Source organism: Candidatus Avelusimicrobium fimicolum, assembly GCF_021632165.1.
Taxonomy (GTDB): Bacteria; Elusimicrobiota; Elusimicrobia; order Elusimicrobiales; family Elusimicrobiaceae; genus Avelusimicrobium; species Avelusimicrobium fimicola.
The window spans coordinates 58,814-78,956 of the sequence record NZ_JAJWTS010000004.1; the positions used below are offsets into that span (position 1 = coordinate 58,814).

A 20,143-nucleotide genomic window follows, 5' to 3' on the forward strand; every position below is an offset into this window, starting at 1 on the left:
TTATTCTCCCTGATTTTTGGTACGCAAATGCTCCAAATCTGCCCGTAAAAGATTGTTTTTATGGGCCATTTCGTCCAACTCGTTTTCTTTTTTACGCAAGGCGGCTTTGCAATCCTCCTGCACATTGCCCAGTTGGCGGCGCAACAGGTTTTGTTCCGCCCGCAAATCGTCATTTTCTTTCATTAAAGAAAGGGCCACTTTTTCATTTTCTTTGTTGCGGGCAGACAATTCTTTTATTCTTCTGCCAAAATTTTCCTCTTTGGCTTTGAGGGCCTTTTCAAGTTTCGTGTTTTCTTTATGCAGCGCATTTATAGTTATTTCCGCCTTCTGAATTTCCGGTGTCACATCTTCTTTCAAGTGCTTTCCCAATTCCAACACTAATTTTTTTGTTTTTTCACATTCTTCTTCATACTTCTTGGTAAAATCAGGGCCGTTCAAACCACCCGTAAAGATAAGCGCAATAAGACAGCCCACCCCAAACAACGCCAACCCTACAATACCAAGTGATACTAAAATAGATATTCCCATATTATCTCCATTATTATCCATACTTAAAAACTTAAAAAGTGGTACGCTATTTGCGCCAAGAAAAGTATTATTAAAATACCATACCACCAAAAGAGGGACGAAACCAAAGTATCCAACAAGAGCGGCTAGCCCGCTGGCAACTAAATTTCTGCCAGTATGAAAATCAACTCCGGAGATTTTTCCTGTTTGTAAGAAATTTGCCCGTTCCTCTATAATATCCTGCATCTCCTTATCGGTTAATCCTTTGGCGGATTCTTTCTTTTTGTCTGGTCCGGCACTATTATTTTGTGCCGGAGGATTGTTTTTTTCTTCTTCCATACGTTTGGCTCCTCTTATAGTTCAATTTGCACACTCTGCTGTAAAAATTGCTCTTGGAACAGCCGCCCCACCTGCTGTTGAAGTCCGCGTGCGCCCAAGCGGCGTTCATAGGCGGCATTGACCATTTGCTCCACCAATTCCGGCAGTAGTTCCTGTTGGCTTTTAAGCAAGTCTTTGTATTGCTGAAAAGGCCCGTGGTAAGGGTTTAGCAAAATACGGCGCAGTTCGTCTTTTTCCAACCCGCTTAACTGCACCAAATAGGTAAACCGCCCCATTAACTCCGGCACTATGCCCGATTGTATATAGTCATCCGCCGTCAGCGTTTTACCATACACCGCGGGCGCTTTGGTAAAACCGATGTCTTTTCCGGCATCGTGGCGCACTAGCAGGTTTTCAAACGCGCCGCCCGCCACAAACAGCACTTGGCTGATGTCAACCTCTGTCGTCGTCCGCCCCAAAAGCCGCTGTTCCAAAAGTACCGTTTTGGCTTCCAAAAGTCGCAAAAATTCCATTTGAACATTGGTGCTTGATACTCCCCAGCGCTCCGTATTGGCGCGGAGTTTGTCTATTTCGTCCACAAACACAATAGCAACCGGCAGTTTCCCCCTTTCTTTGCATTGGGATAATAGCGGCGTAAGTATATCGCTTACATTTAACCCCGAATATCCTGTTTGCGTATATTGGCTGGCGTCCGCGTGGATAAACGGAATGTTGAGTATTTTGGCTAAACATTGGCACAGATACGTTTTGCCACACCCCGTCGGCCCGCTGATAAAAATGTTGCTTTTGGTGAAGGGTTCGCCTTTTTTGGCACGCGCGCATTTGGCCAAATGTTCAAACACGCCCGCCACCAGTTGCTTTTTGGCCGCCTCTTGCCCAATTACATATTTATTTAATTCTTTTAATACGCGCAGAGGGCTGAGGGTGCGCTTTTTAACCGTTTTTTTGCGGGCGAGGGCCGGAGCCGACAGGAAATTATGCTTTAACTCTATGCACCCGCGCGCAACGCCCAATACCCCTGCGGTAAATAAAGCGCTTTGGCGGTCCAATAAAACACGCATGGCTTCCGTGCGCGTGCCGATAATTTGCGCATCTTGCAAAAGAGTTGTAATTTTATAGAGCGGGACAGACACGAGCCGCAAGGTATCCATGCCGATACCCGCAATAGCAAAAACACTTCCACCGCGGATAATTTATGTTTTTGGATAAAGGCAGCCAAGGGGAATTTTGCGCCGTCCGAGTGCAACAGGCGGGCGTGTATTTCGGCAAACCGCTCCTTATACGCGGCCTCTTTGGTGGCAGGGCCGTAAAAATCGTTCCAAGTAATAATATCTTCCACCATTTGGGAACGGGAGGCATATTTGTTTATTTTCTTTTGTTCCTTTTCCATAGTTTCCCCTTAATAACCGTAAATTAAATTTTCGTCATGCCCGTAAGTGCAAGGTTGGTGCGTATCCACCACCGGTTTGTATTTGGCCCACGCCGCCATATAGGCTTTTCTTGATACATATACTTTTTGCATAAATAAAAAACTCCCTGTTTGTCTGATGAGAGTGGTTGTAAAAAAAGAACCCATCGTCTCAAATGGGTTCTAAAGGCTAAAAATCTGTTTTAGTTCCCATTGTGCAAGCATTAGCACCTTGCCTTGGCAGGTTGCTGTGTAGTCCCAGGGCTTGTCCCTCGTACACTCTAAATGGATATATGACTTAATTGTTTATGTTCTATAATACCTCGTTTTCGGTAAAGCCGCCTGCCGGTAGGGCGGACAGGCGGCCCCCACTACTACTGGTTAGTGGAATATTAATAAAAATTTCCGTGGTCGTCGCTCAATGGCTCAAACCTGTTATAAAGAGAAGACGAACCTTTCCCCATCCGCGGGTACGCCGCTTGATGCACAAACTGACTGCAAACAATAATCCGTTTTTTCTGGCTCATAGTACACCTCTCTTTATAATTTTCAAATACCGTCTTTAATATGTCGTTAAAAATCATTTTTAGGGAATAAAACACCCCGGTTGCGATTTTTAACAACAACCCAACCATTAACCTTTCTAAACAATGCGGGAAATTTGGCGGTGGGCTTGCCGTTGCGTTCGCGCCAACAGGTACAAACCCGGACCAAAACGAAAATAAGGTTAATTTTATAAAAACGACACTAAAAAGCCGTTTTCTATCTTTCTTATAAATATATTATACCATTTTAGACGGGGTTTGTCAATGGCCGATTTGTTTACGCCACAATAACGGCGTTTTTAGCCATCTATTTGAATTTCTGGGGGTAAAACAGGGGAATTGGAGGCTAAATCGTGGTTTTGGGACTCGGTTTCGGCAGGATTTTGCGGCCCGGCAGGCATGTTTTGCGGCAAATTAGGCACGCTTTGCGGCGCTGTTTTTTCAGCCTGCTCCGACGGAGCCGGGGCCGCGGTGGCAGGGGCTTGTTCCGTTTTTTGCTTTTGCGACATTAATACGTCATTTGCCAATTTTTGAGCCAAAAACGCCTTCCGGTTCATATCCTGGTTCAGCCAAGTGCGGGTCATTTTCCAAATGGGCCAAAGCGCAAAAGGGATAGGCGTAAACTCGGCCGGCACATAGGAGCCGGGGTTAAATTGCGGTTCGCACGCGCTGATTTCGTCCACCGCGTAGCGGCTCATTTCGCCCGAGGCGTTCATACTTACCACATACCAACGGCCTAAAATCAGCCACACCTGGTAGGGGCGAATAGTTAAACTGCGCTTTTTGGGCAGGGTAATGCGCAAAAACTGGTGCTTTTCGCACGCGTTAAAAATCATTTGGCCGTTCAGCCCAAACTGCGGCTCAAAATCCGCCGTTTTGGCCGTTTGGCATTTTTCCGAGTCTTTCGGCGCAAACAGGGCGCGCACCTCTTGGGTGGTAGGGCGGAAGTCCACCCCGCACTGTTTAGCCACCTCATAGGCCGTCACCTGCAAGGCGGCGCGCATGGGCGAAACCCGCACTCTCCGGCAAGAAAAACCGTCCACAAATGTATAAACGCTCTGTTTAGGGGACACAACCGGCACGCCGGCTTCCTGCATCAGGCGCAAATCCCGCTGCAAGGTGCGTTTGGATACCCCTAATTTTTCCACCAAAGCCGGCATATTGACCGCGCTTTGTTCCAAAAGCGCCAAAATATCGGCCATGCGTTTTGTTTTGCTGACGATTTCTTTAGACATAGGTTTATTATAGCATTTTTGCCGTTTTAATGTCGTTTTTATAAAGTGGCTGGACAAAAACCTCCAAAAATTCTATATTAATAGAAGATAATTGTGATTATCAAGGAAGCGCAGGTACGGCCTGCGCATAGCCGGGCAACGGGTGTAAAAACACGTTGTGAGGCATATTCCACTCCAAGATAGTCGTTTGATTTGCCTGTTTCCGCAAGGGGACAGGCGGCGGCGCCTATTACTACGGGTTAGTGGAATAGCTCAGGGTAATGCGTCGCTTTTTTATGCTCTAAAAAGGCCCCCTTTCCCTTAGCTCTACCCATTAATTGCGAGGCATTCATGACGAAAACGTCGTTTGCTGTACTTTTGTGCGCCGGGCTGATGATGACCGGCTGCACCTTTATTGACGGGCATAAAAACACTGCGGATTATGCCTATACCAACGCGTATGAACAAGAACTGCGCAACGCGTCGGCCGAAATTGCCACCACGGAAGTCCTGTTTTTTAATTCCGGCAATATAGAGGAATTAAAAGCCGTTGTAAAAGCCGTAAAGCCCAAAAACACCAAAAAAGCCGTGACGGTGATTGAAAACGAATACGAAAAGCTCGTTTCCAATTATCACCAGCTTAAATACATTACGGAAAACTTCCAAACCATCAAAAACGGTAAGTTTTATGTGGAAATACTGGATTTGAACCAGACTTCCGCCCGCAACGCCGCCTTAAAAAGTATGATTGAGCAAAACTTGCGGCAAGCCAGCTACACGGTGGCCGATACGCCGGAAAACGCCACTTATAAAATTACCGTTAAACCGTTGCAAGACGGCATTGGCAGTAAACGCAGTTTTTATGTGGTGTATTGGAAAAATGTAAAGAAAGGGTTGGTACATTTTAGAGTAGAACTGACGAACCTGAGTACCCAACGCACCATTTTGAACTACCAGGTACGCGGCAAAATGGAAGCCGGAAAAGCCTATAAATTCTGGAAAATCTTCGGCCCATTCACCACGGATAATACCCCCTACGGAATTGAATAATGATGAGAAACATTTTTTTAATTCTGCTTACGGGTGTGCTGTTGAGCCCCTCCTGCATGGCATTAACCATGCAGGGGGCCGGCGACCGGATTTTGGATACGGAAGTAGTGCAAAAGGCAAAAGCGGAAAAATTGCGTAAAAAGAAAGAGTTGCTCTCTACGGAAAGTATCCTAAAAACGTCTATCAGTGTAGCCGGTAAACACAACTACACGGCCAACAAAACGGCAAGCGTGATGACGTCTACTTCTTGGTGGTCTCCTTCCTATACAACGGTGGGTATTGACGAAACTACCAGCAACTCCACCGCGGGGAATTTTTCCGTAGCGTTGGAACAGTACCATTATTTGAACCGGCACTTTGCGCTGGGATATGGAGTTTCTGGAACACTCAAACGCTTGAATATTTCCGCGCCGGGGCCTTTGCCCAACGAAGCCTATCCCACCCATAAAACCAAAGAATTATGGATAACCCCCATTTATCTGGGTACCAAAATACGCTTTGGCATTACTGGGACCGATTATTGGTATGTTTTTGGGCAGGGCGGCGTAAATGTCGGCGGGTTTCTGGTTCAATCTTCGGACGGAAAACTCGGAAAATTTTACTCTTTTGGTTTAGGCAAAAAACACAAAAACTTGTTTTGGGAAATTTCCTACGCAAGAAGCCAAGACCGTAGCGCCGCCGACGACTACCTTTTAGATTTTAGGTATAACTCCACCTATAACCAAGTGCTGTTAAGCGTAGGGTTTGAGTTATAACCACACATTAGGAGAAAATTTATGGAAACAATGCTATTAATTGCCCTTATCGGCGCCGGAGTGGGCGCGCTGACGGCGTGGCTGCTCAAAAAGCCGAAAACGGACGAGGCCGTGCTTTTTAAGGCCGGGAAATATGACGAGCTGGACTCCACCTTAAAAACCACCGCCGAACAATTACGCGCCGCCCAAAACGAACTGGCCCAAAGCCAAAAAGCGGCGGGGCGGGCCGAGGAATTGGCGCGCACCAACCAGGAACAAAAAAACAAGTTGGACGACTTAACCCAAAAACTGGAAGACGCCAACGCCAAGTTAAAAACGGCCGAACAGGAACAAATTAAAGTGCGGGAACAAAAAGAAGCGCTGGAAAAAGCCCAGGCGGAGCAAGAAAAAAACCTGCGCCAACTGATGAGCGAGCAAGAAAAAAAATTCAGCGCCTTGCAAGAAAAATCCCAGAGTGAATTTAGCCGTATGGCGGCCGAATCCGTCGGCGCGTTAAAAAAACAGGCCGAGGAGGCCCTCTCCAAATCCCGCAGTGAACTGCAAAGCCAAAGTGCCGGCCTGCTTACGCCCTTAACGGAAACCATGAACCGCTTTAACGGCACCTTAAACCAGTTTAAGGACAGCAGTATTTCCCGCCACGAGGAATTGAAAAACGCGCTTTCCAAAACTCTGGAAATGAACGAAACTTTGTCCAAAGAGGCCGAAAACTTAACCAATGCGTTAAAAGCGCCCAAAACGCAAGGTTGCTGGGGCGAACTGACCTTGGAAGAAGTGCTGACATCCGCAGGATTCCAAGAGGGCCGCGAATATGACAAACAAGTATGCTTTAAGGGCGAAAATAATGAGCGCCAACTGCCAGACTTTATCGTCCATTTACCGGGGGACAGACATATTATTATTGACTCCAAAATGTCTATTAACAGTTATGTAGATTGGAGCAACGCCACGAACGAAGCAGACCGCGCGCAATTTTTGAAACAGCACCTCTCTGCCATCCGCAAACATATTGACGAACTTTCCGCCAAAGATTATCAGGCCAAACTCATCAAAAACGGCTTGGAGTTTGTTTTTATGTTTATCCCGATTGAATATGCCTACTTTGCGGCATTAAAGGCGGATAAAGACTTAAACGCGTATGCCAAATCTAAAAAAGTGGCTATCGTAACGCCGTCTAACCTGTTTTCCGTTATGCAGGTGGTGGAACAACTGTGGCGGGTGGAACGCACCAGCAAAATGTTGGACGAAATCTTAAAAACAGGGGCAGATATGCACACCCGGGTGCTTCGCTTTTTGGAGCGTATGGACGGGATTAAGAGCGCCTTAAACTCGGCCGATAAAGCATATGAAGATGCCAATACGGCTTTGCAAGGCAAGCAAGGCATTATTCGGGCGGCGGAGCATTTGGAAAGGCTGGGCATTAATCACAAAAACTCCGTAAAACCTTATTTGGATAACGAAACGGCTCCCGTATCATTACCTGATGCCCCCAAGAGCGAGGATTAATATGGCAAATATTTGGTTATGGTGTTTATACGGTTTTGCTCTCGGTATGGGAGTAATGTTTTTGTCAAGAAAATATTGGGTCAAACAACCCGCGTGGGAAGAGTATCTGAAAGTGCGAAGTGATAATTACGAGTTGAAACATAATTTGGATAAAGCCAAAGAAGATATGGCCTTTATGCTAGCCCACGCGGTGCCACTTCCTACCGCTAATACTGGCGCAACGCAAGGCCAACAGCGTGCTCCCGTGGACAGCGGGAAAGATAACGGGGAAAAGGCTTCTGCTCCGTCCGTTTCACCCTACGGCGAAGTGTTGCTACTGCAACAAGAGTGGGCGGTCTTCAAACAGAAACAAAAAGAGGAAATGAAGGATTTTCAAGACAAAGTGAAGTGTGATTTGCGCTATTTGAGAGAAAGTATAACTTCTGCGCAAACGCCCACACTTCCCCCACCGGCGGCCCGAAACCCGCGTATCAAAAAGTACCGCCCGCCGTTTATCCACTGCGGTAAAAAATAAATATGCAACGCTATTTGCGCTTCAAAACAGGTGAAAGGATTGCCATAAAGCCATTTTGTCGGGGGCGAATAACAATGCTTATATAATTTACGCGCACGCATAGGTTCAATCCTTATATCAAATATCAGTTAGAGATTCTCGTTTCTCAACGGGAATCTCTTATTTGAGTCGGAGTTGTCGGATTACTGCGGCCCCAAAATGCTTTGATTTTCCAATAAAACACGGAGATAAACCGCAATACAAGGAAGACACCCCAACTATGTATAAAAATTCCCTAGTACTAAGCCATACACTAGGGAATTTGACAAGTTTTTGATGTTAGTTTTTGATTTTTTTCAGTTGAGATTCTTCCACAATTTTTATTTCCTCTTCAGTTAATCCGTATAGTTTATAGACAATACAATCTATATCCTTTTCCAAACTGCTAGTATCGGTTTGAGGATCAAGTCTTTTCAATGAGAGAATGTAATCCACAAGAGCAAGGAGTTTATTCTCTGTTTCTTTCTCAGGGTAAGCTAATGGAATTTTATCTAGGACGGTAGCACCATACGAATAATACCCTCCTTGTTTAACAGGAGCAACACAATGGAGGTAAAATTCAACTAATTTAGAATTTAAGATACCAAGCAATACTTTAATGTTTATTTCACCACGTGAAATAATTGCATACATGTTTCCAAACGAAAAAGCATATCCAACATTATCAAGAACAAATTTATTATGTTTTACAATCCCTGGCGTAAGAATTTTTTCTCCATTAAACAATTCTAAAGTTCCAAATCGTACTGGCGAATACCAATTTTTTTTCTCTCCCATAGTTTTTCTCGAATCTTTTCTTGCTCGGAGAGCATCCGCATTGTCCATAATGTGTTTATACGCTCGCGGATATTTTTTAGCAATTTGCCGTAAATCCAATACAGAAGTTTTCCCGTTATTGTCCAAAACGCACGGATAGAAAATTTTTAAATTTGGACTTCCTAGCACATAACGATTTATATTATCTGTTCTAATCAGATCTAATGATAAATGGTTTTCAACAGGAAGATTGTCTTGTTCAAAAATGAAGCAATCATCGTTTCCCGTTATAATACCACCTTTTGAAAAGGCAATTTTTGATAGAGGAACGTGTTGCTGTAATTTCTTTAAGAGGCCCTTTTCCGTACTAAACACAAAAGACCATGGTTCTTCAGAAAATTCTTCAATAGAGCATTTTTCAAAAAAACGTGGGCTTTCAAATGGCAATTTGGGAACTTTATAATATTCAAAGGTTCGTTTTTGGTTCTTTGTCAAAAAGAATATGCTAACATATGTAATTGCATTTTCAAAAACTGCTAAATCCCCAAAATCTATTACTTTTGATAACAAAGTTTTTTCTAATAAATATTTCCGCATAAGTCTTCCGTATTCTGCAGATACAAATTGATTGGATGTTATACAACAAAGGATTCCATTCAGTGAAAGAAAGTTGGTCATTAGTTCTATAAATAAAGTGGATATATCGACTCTTTTCCATGCGGTAACATAAGTTTTTTTATATAGATCTATCAAGTGATGTGGAATATGTTGAACTCGAATATACGGGGGGTTTGCAATCACAATATCAAAACCATCTTCTACATCAAACATCCAAGCAGGGTCAAACCAATCTGTAGAATTGTTTTCAAATGGTTTCCATGCTTGCAGTTTGATAACTTTTCCATTTCCCCAATCATTTGCCTGCAAAGCATCTAACATTTTACTTTGTGTCTCAATAAATTTATTTTTTAAGATTTCTTTATTCTTGCCAGAAGAGGCGAAAAACTCTTTTCTATAGGCACGCAACTGAGCAATATAATCTTCACCATTTAAAAAACTATTAACATCCGCCATTCCTAATTCTTTTTTTATAGTCTCCTTCTCTTTTTTTAGTTTAGTTATTTCTTTAGCAATAGTTTTCAATTGTTCTTGTTGTTCTTTAGAAAATTCCAATATATTCCGTTCTTTTAGTTCTTTTAATAAAGGATGTTTCTCTTTCTGTTCAATTTCGGCAGATTTACTTTGTATTTTTTGCTTAAGTTCTAGTATGTTATTATTATCTAATGGTATAAGTGCATTTGCACACGCAAAGTTAAAGTTTAAGTTCGGTAGCGGTTGCGGATCATCGGAAGATTCATCCACAATAAGGGTTAAGAAGAAACGCAAACGGCAAATTTCTATAGCCATTGGCTGAATATCTACCCCATAAATGCAATGTTGGATAATGTCCAGTTTATGTTGATAATCCAAGGTCTTATTAATGGAATTTTGGGTGGATAAACCCATCCTATTTAAGACAGCCAGCATTTTTTGCAACATCCCCATAGGAAATGCACCTGAACCGACTGCTGGGTCTAATACCTTAATAGTCAATAAAGCTTTTTGGATTTTTTGTTTGTCTGCATCACTAATGGTTCCATCTTCAAAATCAAATAGAGAATCTATCACACCGTGCGAAATATCGGTTTTGGTGTAAAGATATTGTTTAAGGCTCTGCGTGACCATATAATCTACAATTTCGCGCGGGGTATAATAAGAGCCAGTTGCCTTGCGGACAGATTCTTTTGTTTCCGGATTAATAGAGGCCAACAAATTTTCAAAAATACGCCCTAACATCTCTGGGTCAACGGCTAAATCAATATCCGTGGAAGTATTTTCATCAATAGTAAAATTATAGGTTTCTAATGTTTCAAAAAAGTTGATAAACCAATTATTTTGAATGGTAACGGATGCTCCCAAGAAGCAAGTCTCTGTTGTTTTATCATATTTATAACCGTCTTCTGGCAAGTGCGCTTCAAACAATCCGCCATTCAAAAAGGGAATATTTTGAAAATCCCCCATTTTGCACTTGGAAATTCTATCCTCAAAAGGTTTATTTAAGGTTTCAAAAAATAACGGCTCTAAAACGTCGTGATAATAATTATCATACTTCCCCACAATACAGGAAGAAAGCAGACTTTCGGGAATTAAGGGAGTACCATCCTGACGGAGTTTCTTTTTCAGGAACCAACAGAAAATGAGCCGACCAATTAAACGCACGACAAAATTGCGTTTGGCTTCTTCCTGTTTTGCTTGCTCACACACATTGGGATAGTCAATTTGCTTAAGTAAATTTTCAAAATGTTCGGAAATTTTCTTATAAAATTCATCATTAACGACTTCAATAGAGAACCTTTTTAATAAATCTTCCCTACTGCGAACAGACGAAGATAATTGCTGGCTTGCGGTGTGAATTTTTTGATTCTCTCCCACCAGGAAAGAGAAGCGGCGAGGATTGCTGGCTTTTTTATTGTCAGCCCAATCCACCGTAACTAAAGAGATGCGAAAAGAATCGGAGTTTTTAGGAACGAAAAAGAACAGTGCGCATTCAGTGAACTTTTGGCGACTTTTCATTATTTCCACAGCTTGTTTGGTAAGAGCCACCCGTGCATCCGCAACATGATGATGGTGGACTTCAAATACAGAAAAAAGAGGGGTTTCCCCTAAGCAATAAGCCTTGTCTATTGATTCATATTTTTTTTCATTAAGAGGAACGGCACTTTCTTGGAGGGTAAAGTCTGTCAAAAATGTGTCCAAATCGTACAAAACTTCTGTTCTATTATATCTATGCAATAAGCTTTCCATTTTCATATTATTCCCCTTTTGATTATTTGATAAATTCCACAGATAAAATAACGGTGGTTTCTTTTTGTTGTCTTTCTACCTGCTCTTTCAGTTGCATTTGTCTCTCCAAAAAGTCCGAAGATATATTTTCTTTTAATTGTTTTTCAATTTGCTCAACATTAGCCGCAGTGCCAGCACATATAGCCTGAATCATTTTCAACTTTGCTTTGCTTAAAAGAGGAACCAGCTCGCGCAATAATGGAAGATAGGGAGATTGGGACCTCCGAGGGATTAGCCCCCAAACGGCCTGTACTAATTTTTTATTTTCTGTGAGCGCGGGATTGGGTTTGAAGTTCAAGCCCTGTTGGGCTTGTTGGTATTTGTCATAAAAGGCATCCGTTATGGGCAAGGATTTTTCGTCTTCCGAGGCCTCAAACATCTTTACCGCATTTTCATCGGTAATGGAATCAATCTTGCTTTGTTCGGCATCATAAAAACTAAACACCCCTACGCTTGCTCTCCGGCCAAAAATTAATAATCCGGCAGGGGAATGCAGAGGGGACTTCCGGCCTATGCGCACCCGCGAAGGCAAATTTGCAGCCTGCTGATATATTACAGGATTACTCTTTTTGATATCATTTAATAACGCTTGGCATTTTTGTTCCCAACTGACTTCTTCTGTGTTGGTCTCTATCTTATGTAGTAAAGATGCTTTGATGGTTTCATCGGATGTAAGATAGCGGGTATCTTCCCGAAACACCTCGTCAATAATGGTAATTTTCCGGTTGGTAATTTTGCGAATATTTATTTCTTCTTCGCCTATTTCGGTAGGGAAAAAATTATAAATAAATAACTCATCAAACATCTTTTTATTAATACGGTTAATACGCCCGACACGTTGAATAACGCGGGTTGGATTGAAGGGAATGTCATAGTTAAATATGGTTCCGGCGCGATTAAGATTGATACCTTCACTTAATGCATCCGTGGTAAGTAACAAATTATAGTTGTCTTGGGCATCCTCAAAGCTAGCATCAAAATCAGCACGAATGGCTGTTTTTATCTTTTTAGGCTGAGATGCATCATAAGAAATTAATTTAATAATGCCATCATTTTGGGGCAAATTTTTTCGCAAATAAGTAATAGTATCTGCAAATTCAGAAAATAATACAATTTTTCGTTTGGGATCTTCCTTTATTTGGCGATAGAGGGCATTTTTCAGACAAACTAATTTTTTATCATTTTGGGGAGTCAATTCTCGCCAAGTATCTTTTAATTTTTTAAGAAGCGTTATGTCCTTTTTCAAATCTTGTTCAAATTCAGGTTTTAAGAAATCTTGGTGAATTAGATAAATACCTTTTTCTGCCAATTCTGTTTGCTGTTCTGGTGCTAAGTGGCTAATGGATTCAATATACATATTGTTTTGAGTAAAATTATCCAAAACGTTGACATCTGTCCCTTCTTCTAAAGTTTCAAGGGGCAAATCTTCTAAATCCTCCAAAGAGGTTGTCTTAGAAATAAAAGCTCGGTGTTTATCTTGAAAAAAAGACAACGTTCTTTCGGTAGCAGAAATAATATTCTCAAGCGTTTGGTTAAAAGAGTAAATAGAACTTTCCAGACGGCGGACCAACAACCTTTTTAAGAAATTTGCATTGTTTTTCTGCGGATCTCCCTGAATAGACAAATAATCCCGCACCTCGGCTTGATATTCTTCTTTAACATAAGAAAAAACCCTATATCTAGCTGCCTTAAATTGACTTTTTTCGTCAGCCAAAAGATGGAGTGTTTCTATATATTTTTGAGAATAATCACCAAAAGAATATTCAAGTAGTTTGGGGGCTGCTATTTGAGGAAATTGTATCCCCTTTTTAATTAAATCTTCTTGATAAATTCCAAATTCCAAGTCTTTACGGTTGCGACGGATTACAACCTCTTTAATTATGTTTCTGATTTTTTTGGAAATTTTCTTGTATTTGTCAGCAGAATCACTATCCTCTCTTTTAATTTTCTGATACTCCTCAACAATTTGTTGCATGGAATAAGAAAGATTTTGAACTGACTTTAATGTGGAATAACCGGGAATTTGAAATAAGTGAATCAATGCAAAAACATCTTCCGGTCTATTGTTAAACGGCGTAGCGGACAAAATAATTACCTTATATCCACGACATAGAGTTTCAAGATTACTGTAGTCTTTGGTATCTGGATTACGATAATTGTGGGCTTCATCAAGTATTACCAAATAAGGACGGTTAAGTTTCTGCGCATACAACAAAGCATCCTCAATTTTTCCAGAACTGAACACCTGACTATGATTATTTAAATGTACACAATAATCTTCCCATTGCGGTATTAAGTGAGGTGGAGCAATCACTAATACAGGCAAATTAAAATTTGCTGCAATAGTGGTGGCAATAATAGATTTACCAAGCCCTACTACATCGGCAACAATCACCCCGTTGTGTTCGTTGAGACTTCTGACCCCTTGTTCAACGGCATCTACTTGATATCGCAAATCGGCATAATTATCCCCCAAAACTTGGCTTGGGGTTTTTAAACCTTCTATTTTATGGACATCAAAATATTCAATGAGAACCTTTAAGTACACCAAAAAAGGGCTGGGATTACAGGAAAACCACAACTTACTTAACAACTCGGTTTCTACTTCGGGCAAAGTATCTTTTTTTGCTAATATCTCACTTTCATTCCATAGTTTCTCAAATATTTGAATGCTTTCTTGGACAAAATTATTATCTCGTTGTAAAACATTAATTTCAAAGTTTTGTTCCAAGCCATTGGCGGACAAATTGCTTGAACCAGTAATAGAGGTCCCAATGAAATCCCCATTTTGGCTATGAGCAGGCGAGTTTTGAAAAATATACATTTTGGCATGACAGGGATTTTTAGTCTGCCTGACTTCTAATGTGCCATTTTTTAGTTTCTTAATAAACAAATTAAAAGCTTCGTAACTGGCCTTATTGTCATACTTATCACTATGTCCAATGATATTTTGAACCGTCTTATACCAGCACTTGCGGCGTTCCCTGCGAGGAGGGAAAGCATTACTGGAAGAATATTCAATATAACTGGATATTCTGGATTCTGCTTGTAGGCCTACCAAAATCTTTAAATTTTGCTCTAGTGTTATTTGCTTGTAGATTAACTGGAAACCTGAAAAGTAAAAATATCCGACTAAAAAATATAAGTCGTTGCAGTTAGGGATAATATTGTTGATGGAATCCCTAACCAATCTATCTGTATTTGTAATAAAAAAACTCATCTTATTGTCTCCCAATACTGTTTTGGAAAACAATAAAAATAGCGGCTGCTATTTGAGAGATTAGGATCACACAAATAAACAGCCGCCGCCCCTGCCCAATATAATGTGGGCAAGGGCACAAACGCCATACAGAAGGGTAATTAGGCCTTCCATGTGGCGTTCCAAAGCGACTGTTTTTGGTTCCTAATCTCTTTTGCTTTCGCAAAAGTGAGGTCTTTCGACCACCAAAAACAGTATAAATTGTAAGTTTACCGCTACCAGCGGTTGTACTGCAAAACTCCTATTAAAACTTAATCTTATGATACCACATTTTGGCCTGTTCCTCCTATTAATTTACCTGAATAACTTGTGGACATTTTGCACCTGCACTTTACTTACTAGCTAGAGAATAACACCAACAAGAACAAAGGTTTCACACGATATTCCTTGAAATCCAATATTCATCGTTCAAGTTATCAGATTTTCTTTGTTTTTGATACAGGGTTTATAGGCAATATTACGTTAAATTAATTATTTTACATTATTTTTTATCCCCAAAATCTAACTTTGGTTTACGTTTCATTATTATATAGAGCAGGACGCTAGCATGGCACCTGCTCTAATATAAAACGAATAAAAAATGATTAGACCAATTGAAGAGGTGCCAGAATGTCAAATGACGGAATGAACATTAACTTATATGCCAATACAGGAGACTTCCAAATTATTCCCATGAGAGAAAGAGAAGCCAGACACGCCTATTTAGATAAAGCCGAAGAAACAAGATTTCAACAAGCATTTATATATAAAGAGACCGATGACTATATGCCCAATATACACATATATGCGGATAAACGAGGAATACAAAGGGTTAAAATTCAAGTGTGCCCCAGTAAACTTTTATATGGTACAAACATCTACGAAACCAAAGAAGAAGACTTAGACCGCTTTTTATCCCTGCTGGTAGAGCGATTAGAATATGCAGGCATTTTAACGGATGAATCTGTGCTACGGGGCCACTATTTATCCGGTTGGGATGTGAACAAACCCATTCTATTCCCGCTTTCTTCCCCTGTTTTGCAATTTCTTTGCAAACAGAATCTTCCTACTCCCAAAAGGGCCCAAAAGGGTTTAAGTATTTATGAAAATTCCGAAGGCTGGGGAGTCCATTTTAACTATCAACATAAATGTATAAAACTTTACGACAAAACCGCCGAGGCTATAAAAAATGATATTATGCCCCCGGATATAAAAGCATTATTCCAAGAAACTGGCAGTTGTATGGTCAATTTAGAATATTCAATGAATAATAAAAAAGCTGTTGATTTTGAACTAAATAGGATAAGCAACAAGTTGCCCAATACCTTAGAAACAGCTTTTAAGAAAGAAGTTTGTTGGAAAATTTTACGAAATAGGACATTAGGCCTGTTAGACAATTTTTATACCATTCAACAGGACTTAGGAAAAATTGCAGTCTGCGCAGAGCAATTTTGCAATACGCATAAAGCATCCAATGGAGCACAGAAAAGAAATGCTTTATTTGGGGCGCTTGTCAAAATGAGCTTTTGGGGGTATGACGAATACAAAAACCACCTAAAGAGGTTTTATTCCAAAAAACAAATTAACCAGCATTTTAACATGCTAAAAGAAATTCAAACCCCCAAATTACCGGAAGAAAAAGTATTTAGAGAAATTATTTCCAATACTTTATTTTCCCATGATTATATGGATAGAAACAGCATTTTGGACACCTTAGAAAGATATAAGAATGATAATTTTATACCCCCTAAAATCCCTGTAATACAGACGAATGCTCGTGCGGAGGAATACACCTATGCAAACTAATGTAAGCCCGCTTATGACACCCAAAGAGGTAGCAACCTATCTGCGCCTGTCCATTGCAACCGTTTATGCTAAAAAATGCCGAGGAGAATTTCCAAAGGGAAGCACGGTCAAATTATTTGGAAAGTTGCTTTTTAAGCGAGACAAGATAGAACAACTGATAGAAGATTCTACTGAACCTTCTTTTGAGCATTTTTAAGTCTTATTATTTAGCTTGCTCGGTTTCTAGCAGTTTTTTTAGCGCCAACCGAATAACAGAGGACAAATTCCTATCTTCCCGTTGAGCATAGGCCTTTGCTTGAGCCAGTAGTTCTTCAGGGAGCGTAAAACTTATCGTTTTAATTTTTTGTTGATTATCTTGTTCTAGCATATATAGATAATAGCAAATTTGATTTGACATGAAAATATAATACTTGACAATATCATATATTATTATATAGTATGATATTATAATATTGGAGAATATTTGATATGAAAATTTATCAAGATAAGAAAGGACGTTATGTGCTTGATGGTTATGATAAGACGGGGAAAAGACATCGCAGAATTGTTGCTATGAATGAATCTGCCGCAAAAAAGGAACTAGCAAAATGTATGGATGAGTTCTATAAAGCCAAAAATGACCCACGCTTAATGCAAGAAAGCCAGTTATTTAAGGATATGGCTCCCCTGTTTATCAAACATCACATAGAATTACGACCTTCTAAACAAACCTATATGGCAATGTTTGAGAAAATTTTAGACCACTTTGCTAACTATACGCTAAAGGAAATAACCCCATTAGAGGTGCAAAGTTTTTACAATCAAAAGGCCCTAGAAACTTCCTATGCAAATGCGGACCGTTATTTTGGTATTATCAGCAAGTTTTTTAATTGCTTAAACGACTGGGACAAGTACAGCGGGCCTAATCCGTGCCGGAAGGTTAAAAAACAACGCGATGCAGAACCCTTTGAAGCCCACCCGATAAATGAACAAGAGATTCAAAAACTCTTGCCATTCATTAGCGATGAAGTGCGCCCTTGTGTCACCATTGGGTTTTATACAGGGCTTAGACGGCAAGAATTGCTGGGGCTGCGCTGGGAAAATATTGATTTTACACACCGAACAATTTATATTCCTAAAACAAAGACCGAACGCCCGCGCACCTTGGGGCTAACCGCAGATATTGCGCAAATATTGCAGGGCTTAAATCCGCAAAAAAGCGGACTTGTATTTGAAAAAGTGACTAAAGACAAATTAAAATACCAACTCAATCACGCCTCTGAAAAAGCCGGAATAGGCCATATCCGCCCACACGATATGCGGCATTCCTTTGCAGTTAATTTTCTAAACCGTGGAGGGACTTTGGAGCATTTACAAAGACTCCTTGGGCACAGCAAAATAACCACCACACAACGCTATTTGCGGTTCAAAACAGGTGAAATCGCCAGTAAAATGATGGTAATGGACGGGATGATTCCGCTTAGTATTGTATAGTGGATAAATTTAATCTACGCACAAACTACGCACTTTTTGCGTATTTTACTCGTGCGCACTATAATGGAAAAACATTTCTAAATCTTCTCTTAAAATAGAAAACTCTTGTTAAGTATTTCTATTTTCTCTTAAAAATGGAAATGATTTTTGATTTATTTCTAAAAAAAAAATAAAATAGAAATACATATTGAATATAGGAGAAGCATATGAAGAACTTCAAAGCGGGCATATATAGGGAGCACTCTGGGTACAAAAGTTTTTCCCCATCTCTGATTAATAAATCTTTTGACATTTCAGACAAGCAAATTAATATGCTTCTGGAGGAAGCGAGTCGTGCCATAGGACAGTTAAATGCTTACTCAGATTTTGAAGAAGTAAATATGGATTTATTTATCAATATGCACATTTATAAAGAGGCCACCCTATCTAATAAAATTGAAGGCACACAAACAACTATGGACGAAGCTGTTAATCCGGAGGAATTGGTGATTCCGGAAAAACGGGATGATTGGAGAGAAGTACAAAATTACATTAAAGCCATTCATTTTGCACAACAGAAACTATCACAACTACCCATTTCTATGCGCTTAATTACCGATATTCATGCTATTTTGCTAGAAGGGGTCCGCGGAGAACACAAAAATCCCGGAGAAATACGCAGAAGCCAAAACTGGATCGGGGGTTCTTCTCCTAGTAACGCTTTCTTCGTTCCTCCCCATTGTGAGGAATTACCGGAACTGTTATCAGATTTAGAAAAATTTTGGCACAATGCCAAATTGCAAATCCCAACATTAATTAAAATTGCTATTTTCCACTATCAATTTGAAACCTTGCACCCGTTCTGTGATGGCAATGGCAGAATGGGACGCTTATTAATTCCTCTAATGTTAATGTCTTGTGGAGTACTTACAAAACCTGCCCTATATATCTCCAATTTCTTTGAAAACAAAAAAGGGACTTATTACGATTTATTAACGAAAGTACGCACCCAAAACGATTTAGGACAGTGGATTAAGTTCTTTTTGACAGGTGTAATTACGACGGCCAAGAATGGCACCCTAACACTCAAGAAGTTAATTGCATATAGAAACAAAATTAATGATCTGAGCATGACATTAGGAGCCCGAGCGAAAAAAGCAGATGAAGTGGTTAAGTGGATGTTTGGCCATCCCGTAGCTAACACAAAAAAAATAGCTGAACAATTACATTTCTCGTATGGTGTTGCTAATCGCTTGTTAGGAGACCTAGAAAAACTTGGAATTTTAAAGCACAAAACCACCATTTCAAACGTTAAATATTACGAACTAAAAGGATATCTGGACCTGTTCAATTAACCCCAATTGGCAATATTTTGGCAATGGTAAAAAAGGGCAAATGCTAACGCATTTTCTCGTCGGAGAATTGAATCTAAAACATCATTTGCACCCTTGACATGGGAAAGGTCATAGGTTCAATCCCTATACTGGGCACCATTTAGAAACCACCCGAAAGGGTGGTTTTTTTGTGCCCGTAAGCGGGCAAACTGCTTTGCCCGCGTTAGGGATTGAAAGCCGCAGCCTTATGCGAGTTTGAGAAAAACGAAAGGCATAGCAATATAAATAAGCCTGAGCAAAACTTTCCTCGCGCGCACATAATCATTATAAAAGAACCGCTCAAAACCCACGCATTAGTATTTTTGTCGCTTTACTGATAACGAACCCCCTACTCACACTCAACAAACAAAATAAACGCATTTTAGGTGGTTTTAACGGGGCAACGCAAAATAATAAAAAGAAAAATTACTTTTCCTGAAAAAATGACAAGGCAAGCAACCTAACAAACCTGAGGGCAAAGCCAACGCGCTTGAAGCCCCTGGGCTTACATCTGTGGGGGCATTTTCCCCCCTAATTGCCGTCAACGATAGGCATACGAATATAAAACAAAAAACCCGCCGGCAGGCGGGTTCTATTAAGGGTAAATGGTGGACCTGACAAGGATCGAACTTGCGACCTCCTGCATGCCATGCAGGCGCTCTCCCAGCTGAGCTACAGGCCCTTAATGACTACATATTTATTATAACAATTTTTATCTTTGTGTGCAACTTTTTTTAAAACAGTAAAGGCCCCGAAGGGCC

The 20,143-nt window shown here is 40.5% G+C and carries 16 protein-coding genes, 2 tRNA genes and 1 riboswitch; of the genes, 9 read left to right on the plus strand and 9 right to left on the minus strand.

Annotation, left to right across the window (positions count from 1 at the left end; genetic code table 11):
• From ACQY2K_RS02815 to ACQY2K_RS02835, 5 genes are all read right to left on the minus strand, one after another.
• Positions 1 to 846 carry a hypothetical protein gene (locus ACQY2K_RS02815; RefSeq protein ID WP_428040667.1) on the minus strand — a complete coding sequence of 282 codons (846 nt, stop codon included), beginning with the start codon at positions 844 to 846 and terminating at the stop codon, positions 1 to 3.
• A 14-nt stretch (positions 847 to 860) separates the two neighbouring features.
• A complete protein-coding gene (locus ACQY2K_RS02820) occupies positions 861 to 1,946 on the minus strand; it encodes an AAA family ATPase (RefSeq protein ID WP_428040668.1) in 1,086 nt (361 codons plus the stop codon).
• Positions 1,835 to 2,236, minus strand: coding sequence for a hypothetical protein (locus tag ACQY2K_RS02825; RefSeq protein WP_428040669.1), 402 nt, complete (start codon positions 2,234 to 2,236; stop codon positions 1,835 to 1,837). The genes ACQY2K_RS02820 and ACQY2K_RS02825 overlap by 112 nt, the downstream gene beginning before the upstream one ends.
• A gap of 9 nt (positions 2,237 to 2,245) precedes the next feature.
• Positions 2,246 to 2,368, minus strand: a complete 123-nt coding sequence (locus ACQY2K_RS02830) for a hypothetical protein (protein ID WP_428040671.1) — start codon at positions 2,366 to 2,368, stop codon at positions 2,246 to 2,248.
• 93 nt (positions 2,369 to 2,461) lie between these two features.
• Positions 2,462 to 2,546, minus strand: a riboswitch (SAM riboswitch).
• A 552-nt stretch (positions 2,547 to 3,098) separates the two neighbouring features.
• A complete protein-coding gene (locus tag ACQY2K_RS02835) occupies positions 3,099 to 4,034 on the minus strand; it encodes a helix-turn-helix transcriptional regulator (RefSeq protein WP_428040672.1) in 936 nt (311 codons plus the stop codon).
• A 330-nt stretch (positions 4,035 to 4,364) separates the two neighbouring features.
• Between ACQY2K_RS02835 and ACQY2K_RS02840 the strand changes: the two genes are divergently transcribed.
• Genes ACQY2K_RS02840 through ACQY2K_RS02855 form a run of 4 tightly spaced genes read left to right on the plus strand, consistent with a single transcriptional unit; the run spans position 4,365 to position 7,835 of the window.
• Complete coding sequence (locus ACQY2K_RS02840) at positions 4,365 to 5,063, plus strand: hypothetical protein (RefSeq protein ID WP_428040674.1); 699 nt, start codon at positions 4,365 to 4,367, stop codon at positions 5,061 to 5,063.
• Complete coding sequence (locus tag ACQY2K_RS02845) at positions 5,063 to 5,818, plus strand: hypothetical protein (RefSeq protein WP_428040675.1); 756 nt, start codon at positions 5,063 to 5,065, stop codon at positions 5,816 to 5,818. The genes ACQY2K_RS02840 and ACQY2K_RS02845 overlap by 1 nt, the downstream gene beginning before the upstream one ends.
• 21 nt (positions 5,819 to 5,839) lie before the next feature.
• Positions 5,840 to 7,321 carry a DNA recombination protein RmuC gene (gene rmuC, locus ACQY2K_RS02850; RefSeq protein ID WP_428040677.1) on the plus strand — a complete coding sequence of 494 codons (1,482 nt, stop codon included), beginning with the start codon at positions 5,840 to 5,842 and terminating at the stop codon, positions 7,319 to 7,321.
• A gap of 1 nt (position 7,322) precedes the next feature.
• On the plus strand, positions 7,323 to 7,835 hold the full coding sequence (locus ACQY2K_RS02855) for a hypothetical protein (RefSeq protein ID WP_428040678.1): 513 nt from the start codon (positions 7,323 to 7,325) through the stop codon (positions 7,833 to 7,835).
• Between the two features lie 318 nt (positions 7,836 to 8,153).
• On the opposite strand, the gene ACQY2K_RS02860 is transcribed toward ACQY2K_RS02855, so the two are convergent.
• Both ACQY2K_RS02860 and ACQY2K_RS02865 read right to left on the minus strand, forming a co-directional pair.
• Positions 8,154 to 11,480: an Eco57I restriction-modification methylase domain-containing protein gene (locus ACQY2K_RS02860; protein ID WP_428040680.1), complete on the minus strand. Its 3,327-nt coding sequence runs from the start codon at positions 11,478 to 11,480 to the stop codon at positions 8,154 to 8,156.
• Positions 11,481 to 11,496: 16 nt separating this feature from the next.
• A complete protein-coding gene (locus ACQY2K_RS02865) occupies positions 11,497 to 14,733 on the minus strand; it encodes a helicase-related protein (protein WP_428040681.1) in 3,237 nt (1,078 codons plus the stop codon).
• 648 nt (positions 14,734 to 15,381) lie between these two features.
• Between ACQY2K_RS02865 and ACQY2K_RS02870 the strand changes: the two genes are divergently transcribed.
• Together ACQY2K_RS02870 and ACQY2K_RS02875 are read left to right on the plus strand one after the other, a co-directional pair.
• Positions 15,382 to 16,557, plus strand: coding sequence for a hypothetical protein (locus ACQY2K_RS02870; protein WP_428040683.1), 1,176 nt, complete (start codon positions 15,382 to 15,384; stop codon positions 16,555 to 16,557).
• A complete protein-coding gene (locus tag ACQY2K_RS02875) occupies positions 16,547 to 16,753 on the plus strand; it encodes a helix-turn-helix transcriptional regulator (RefSeq protein WP_428040684.1) in 207 nt (68 codons plus the stop codon). The genes ACQY2K_RS02870 and ACQY2K_RS02875 overlap by 11 nt, the downstream gene beginning before the upstream one ends.
• 6 nt (positions 16,754 to 16,759) lie before the next feature.
• Here the strand turns inward: ACQY2K_RS02875 and ACQY2K_RS02880 are convergent, their stop codons facing one another.
• On the minus strand, positions 16,760 to 16,924 hold the full coding sequence (locus ACQY2K_RS02880; RefSeq protein ID WP_428040685.1) for a ribbon-helix-helix protein, CopG family: 165 nt from the start codon (positions 16,922 to 16,924) through the stop codon (positions 16,760 to 16,762).
• Between the two features lie 101 nt (positions 16,925 to 17,025).
• Here ACQY2K_RS02880 and ACQY2K_RS02885 point away from each other — a divergent pair, with 101 nt between their 5' ends.
• From ACQY2K_RS02885 to ACQY2K_RS02895, 3 genes are all read left to right on the plus strand, one after another.
• Positions 17,026 to 18,030 carry a tyrosine-type recombinase/integrase gene (locus ACQY2K_RS02885; protein ID WP_428040686.1) on the plus strand — a complete coding sequence of 335 codons (1,005 nt, stop codon included), beginning with the start codon at positions 17,026 to 17,028 and terminating at the stop codon, positions 18,028 to 18,030.
• 206 nt (positions 18,031 to 18,236) lie between these two features.
• Entirely contained in the window at positions 18,237 to 19,364 is a 1,128-nt protein-coding gene (locus tag ACQY2K_RS02890; RefSeq protein WP_428040687.1) for a Fic family protein, read from the plus strand.
• A gap of 17 nt (positions 19,365 to 19,381) precedes the next feature.
• A tRNA-Val gene (locus ACQY2K_RS02895) sits at positions 19,382 to 19,502 on the plus strand.
• Positions 19,503 to 19,988: 486 nt separating this feature from the next.
• On the opposite strand, the gene ACQY2K_RS02900 is transcribed toward ACQY2K_RS02895, so the two are convergent.
• Positions 19,989 to 20,064, minus strand: a tRNA-Ala gene (locus ACQY2K_RS02900).
• Positions 20,065 to 20,143 lie beyond the last annotated feature (79 nt).

What these genes read in the sequence shown, in the direction of transcription:
- ACQY2K_RS02815 (WP_428040667.1), bottom strand. Translation starts at nt 846, where the DNA reads ATGGAAGAAGAAAAAAACAATCCTCCGGCACAAAATAATAGTGCCGGA.
- ACQY2K_RS02825 (WP_428040669.1), bottom strand. Translation starts at nt 2,236, where the DNA reads ATGGAAAAGGAACAAAAGAAAATAAACAAATATGCCTCCCGTTCCCAA.
- ACQY2K_RS02830 (WP_428040671.1), bottom strand. Translation starts at nt 2,368, where the DNA reads ATGCAAAAAGTATATGTATCAAGAAAAGCCTATATGGCGGCGTGGGCC.
- ACQY2K_RS02835 (WP_428040672.1), bottom strand. Translation starts at nt 4,034, where the DNA reads ATGTCTAAAGAAATCGTCAGCAAAACAAAACGCATGGCCGATATTTTG.
- ACQY2K_RS02840 (WP_428040674.1), top strand. Translation starts at nt 4,365, where the DNA reads ATGACGAAAACGTCGTTTGCTGTACTTTTGTGCGCCGGGCTGATGATG.
- ACQY2K_RS02845 (WP_428040675.1), top strand. Translation starts at nt 5,063, where the DNA reads ATGATGAGAAACATTTTTTTAATTCTGCTTACGGGTGTGCTGTTGAGC.
- rmuC (WP_428040677.1), top strand. Translation starts at nt 5,840, where the DNA reads ATGGAAACAATGCTATTAATTGCCCTTATCGGCGCCGGAGTGGGCGCG.
- ACQY2K_RS02855 (WP_428040678.1), top strand. Translation starts at nt 7,323, where the DNA reads ATGGCAAATATTTGGTTATGGTGTTTATACGGTTTTGCTCTCGGTATG.
- ACQY2K_RS02860 (WP_428040680.1), bottom strand. Translation starts at nt 11,480, where the DNA reads ATGAAAATGGAAAGCTTATTGCATAGATATAATAGAACAGAAGTTTTG.
- ACQY2K_RS02865 (WP_428040681.1), bottom strand. Translation starts at nt 14,733, where the DNA reads ATGAGTTTTTTTATTACAAATACAGATAGATTGGTTAGGGATTCCATC.
- ACQY2K_RS02870 (WP_428040683.1), top strand. Translation starts at nt 15,382, where the DNA reads ATGTCAAATGACGGAATGAACATTAACTTATATGCCAATACAGGAGAC.
- ACQY2K_RS02875 (WP_428040684.1), top strand. Translation starts at nt 16,547, where the DNA reads ATGCAAACTAATGTAAGCCCGCTTATGACACCCAAAGAGGTAGCAACC.
- ACQY2K_RS02880 (WP_428040685.1), bottom strand. Translation starts at nt 16,924, where the DNA reads ATGCTAGAACAAGATAATCAACAAAAAATTAAAACGATAAGTTTTACG.
- ACQY2K_RS02885 (WP_428040686.1), top strand. Translation starts at nt 17,026, where the DNA reads ATGAAAATTTATCAAGATAAGAAAGGACGTTATGTGCTTGATGGTTAT.
- ACQY2K_RS02890 (WP_428040687.1), top strand. Translation starts at nt 18,237, where the DNA reads ATGAAGAACTTCAAAGCGGGCATATATAGGGAGCACTCTGGGTACAAA.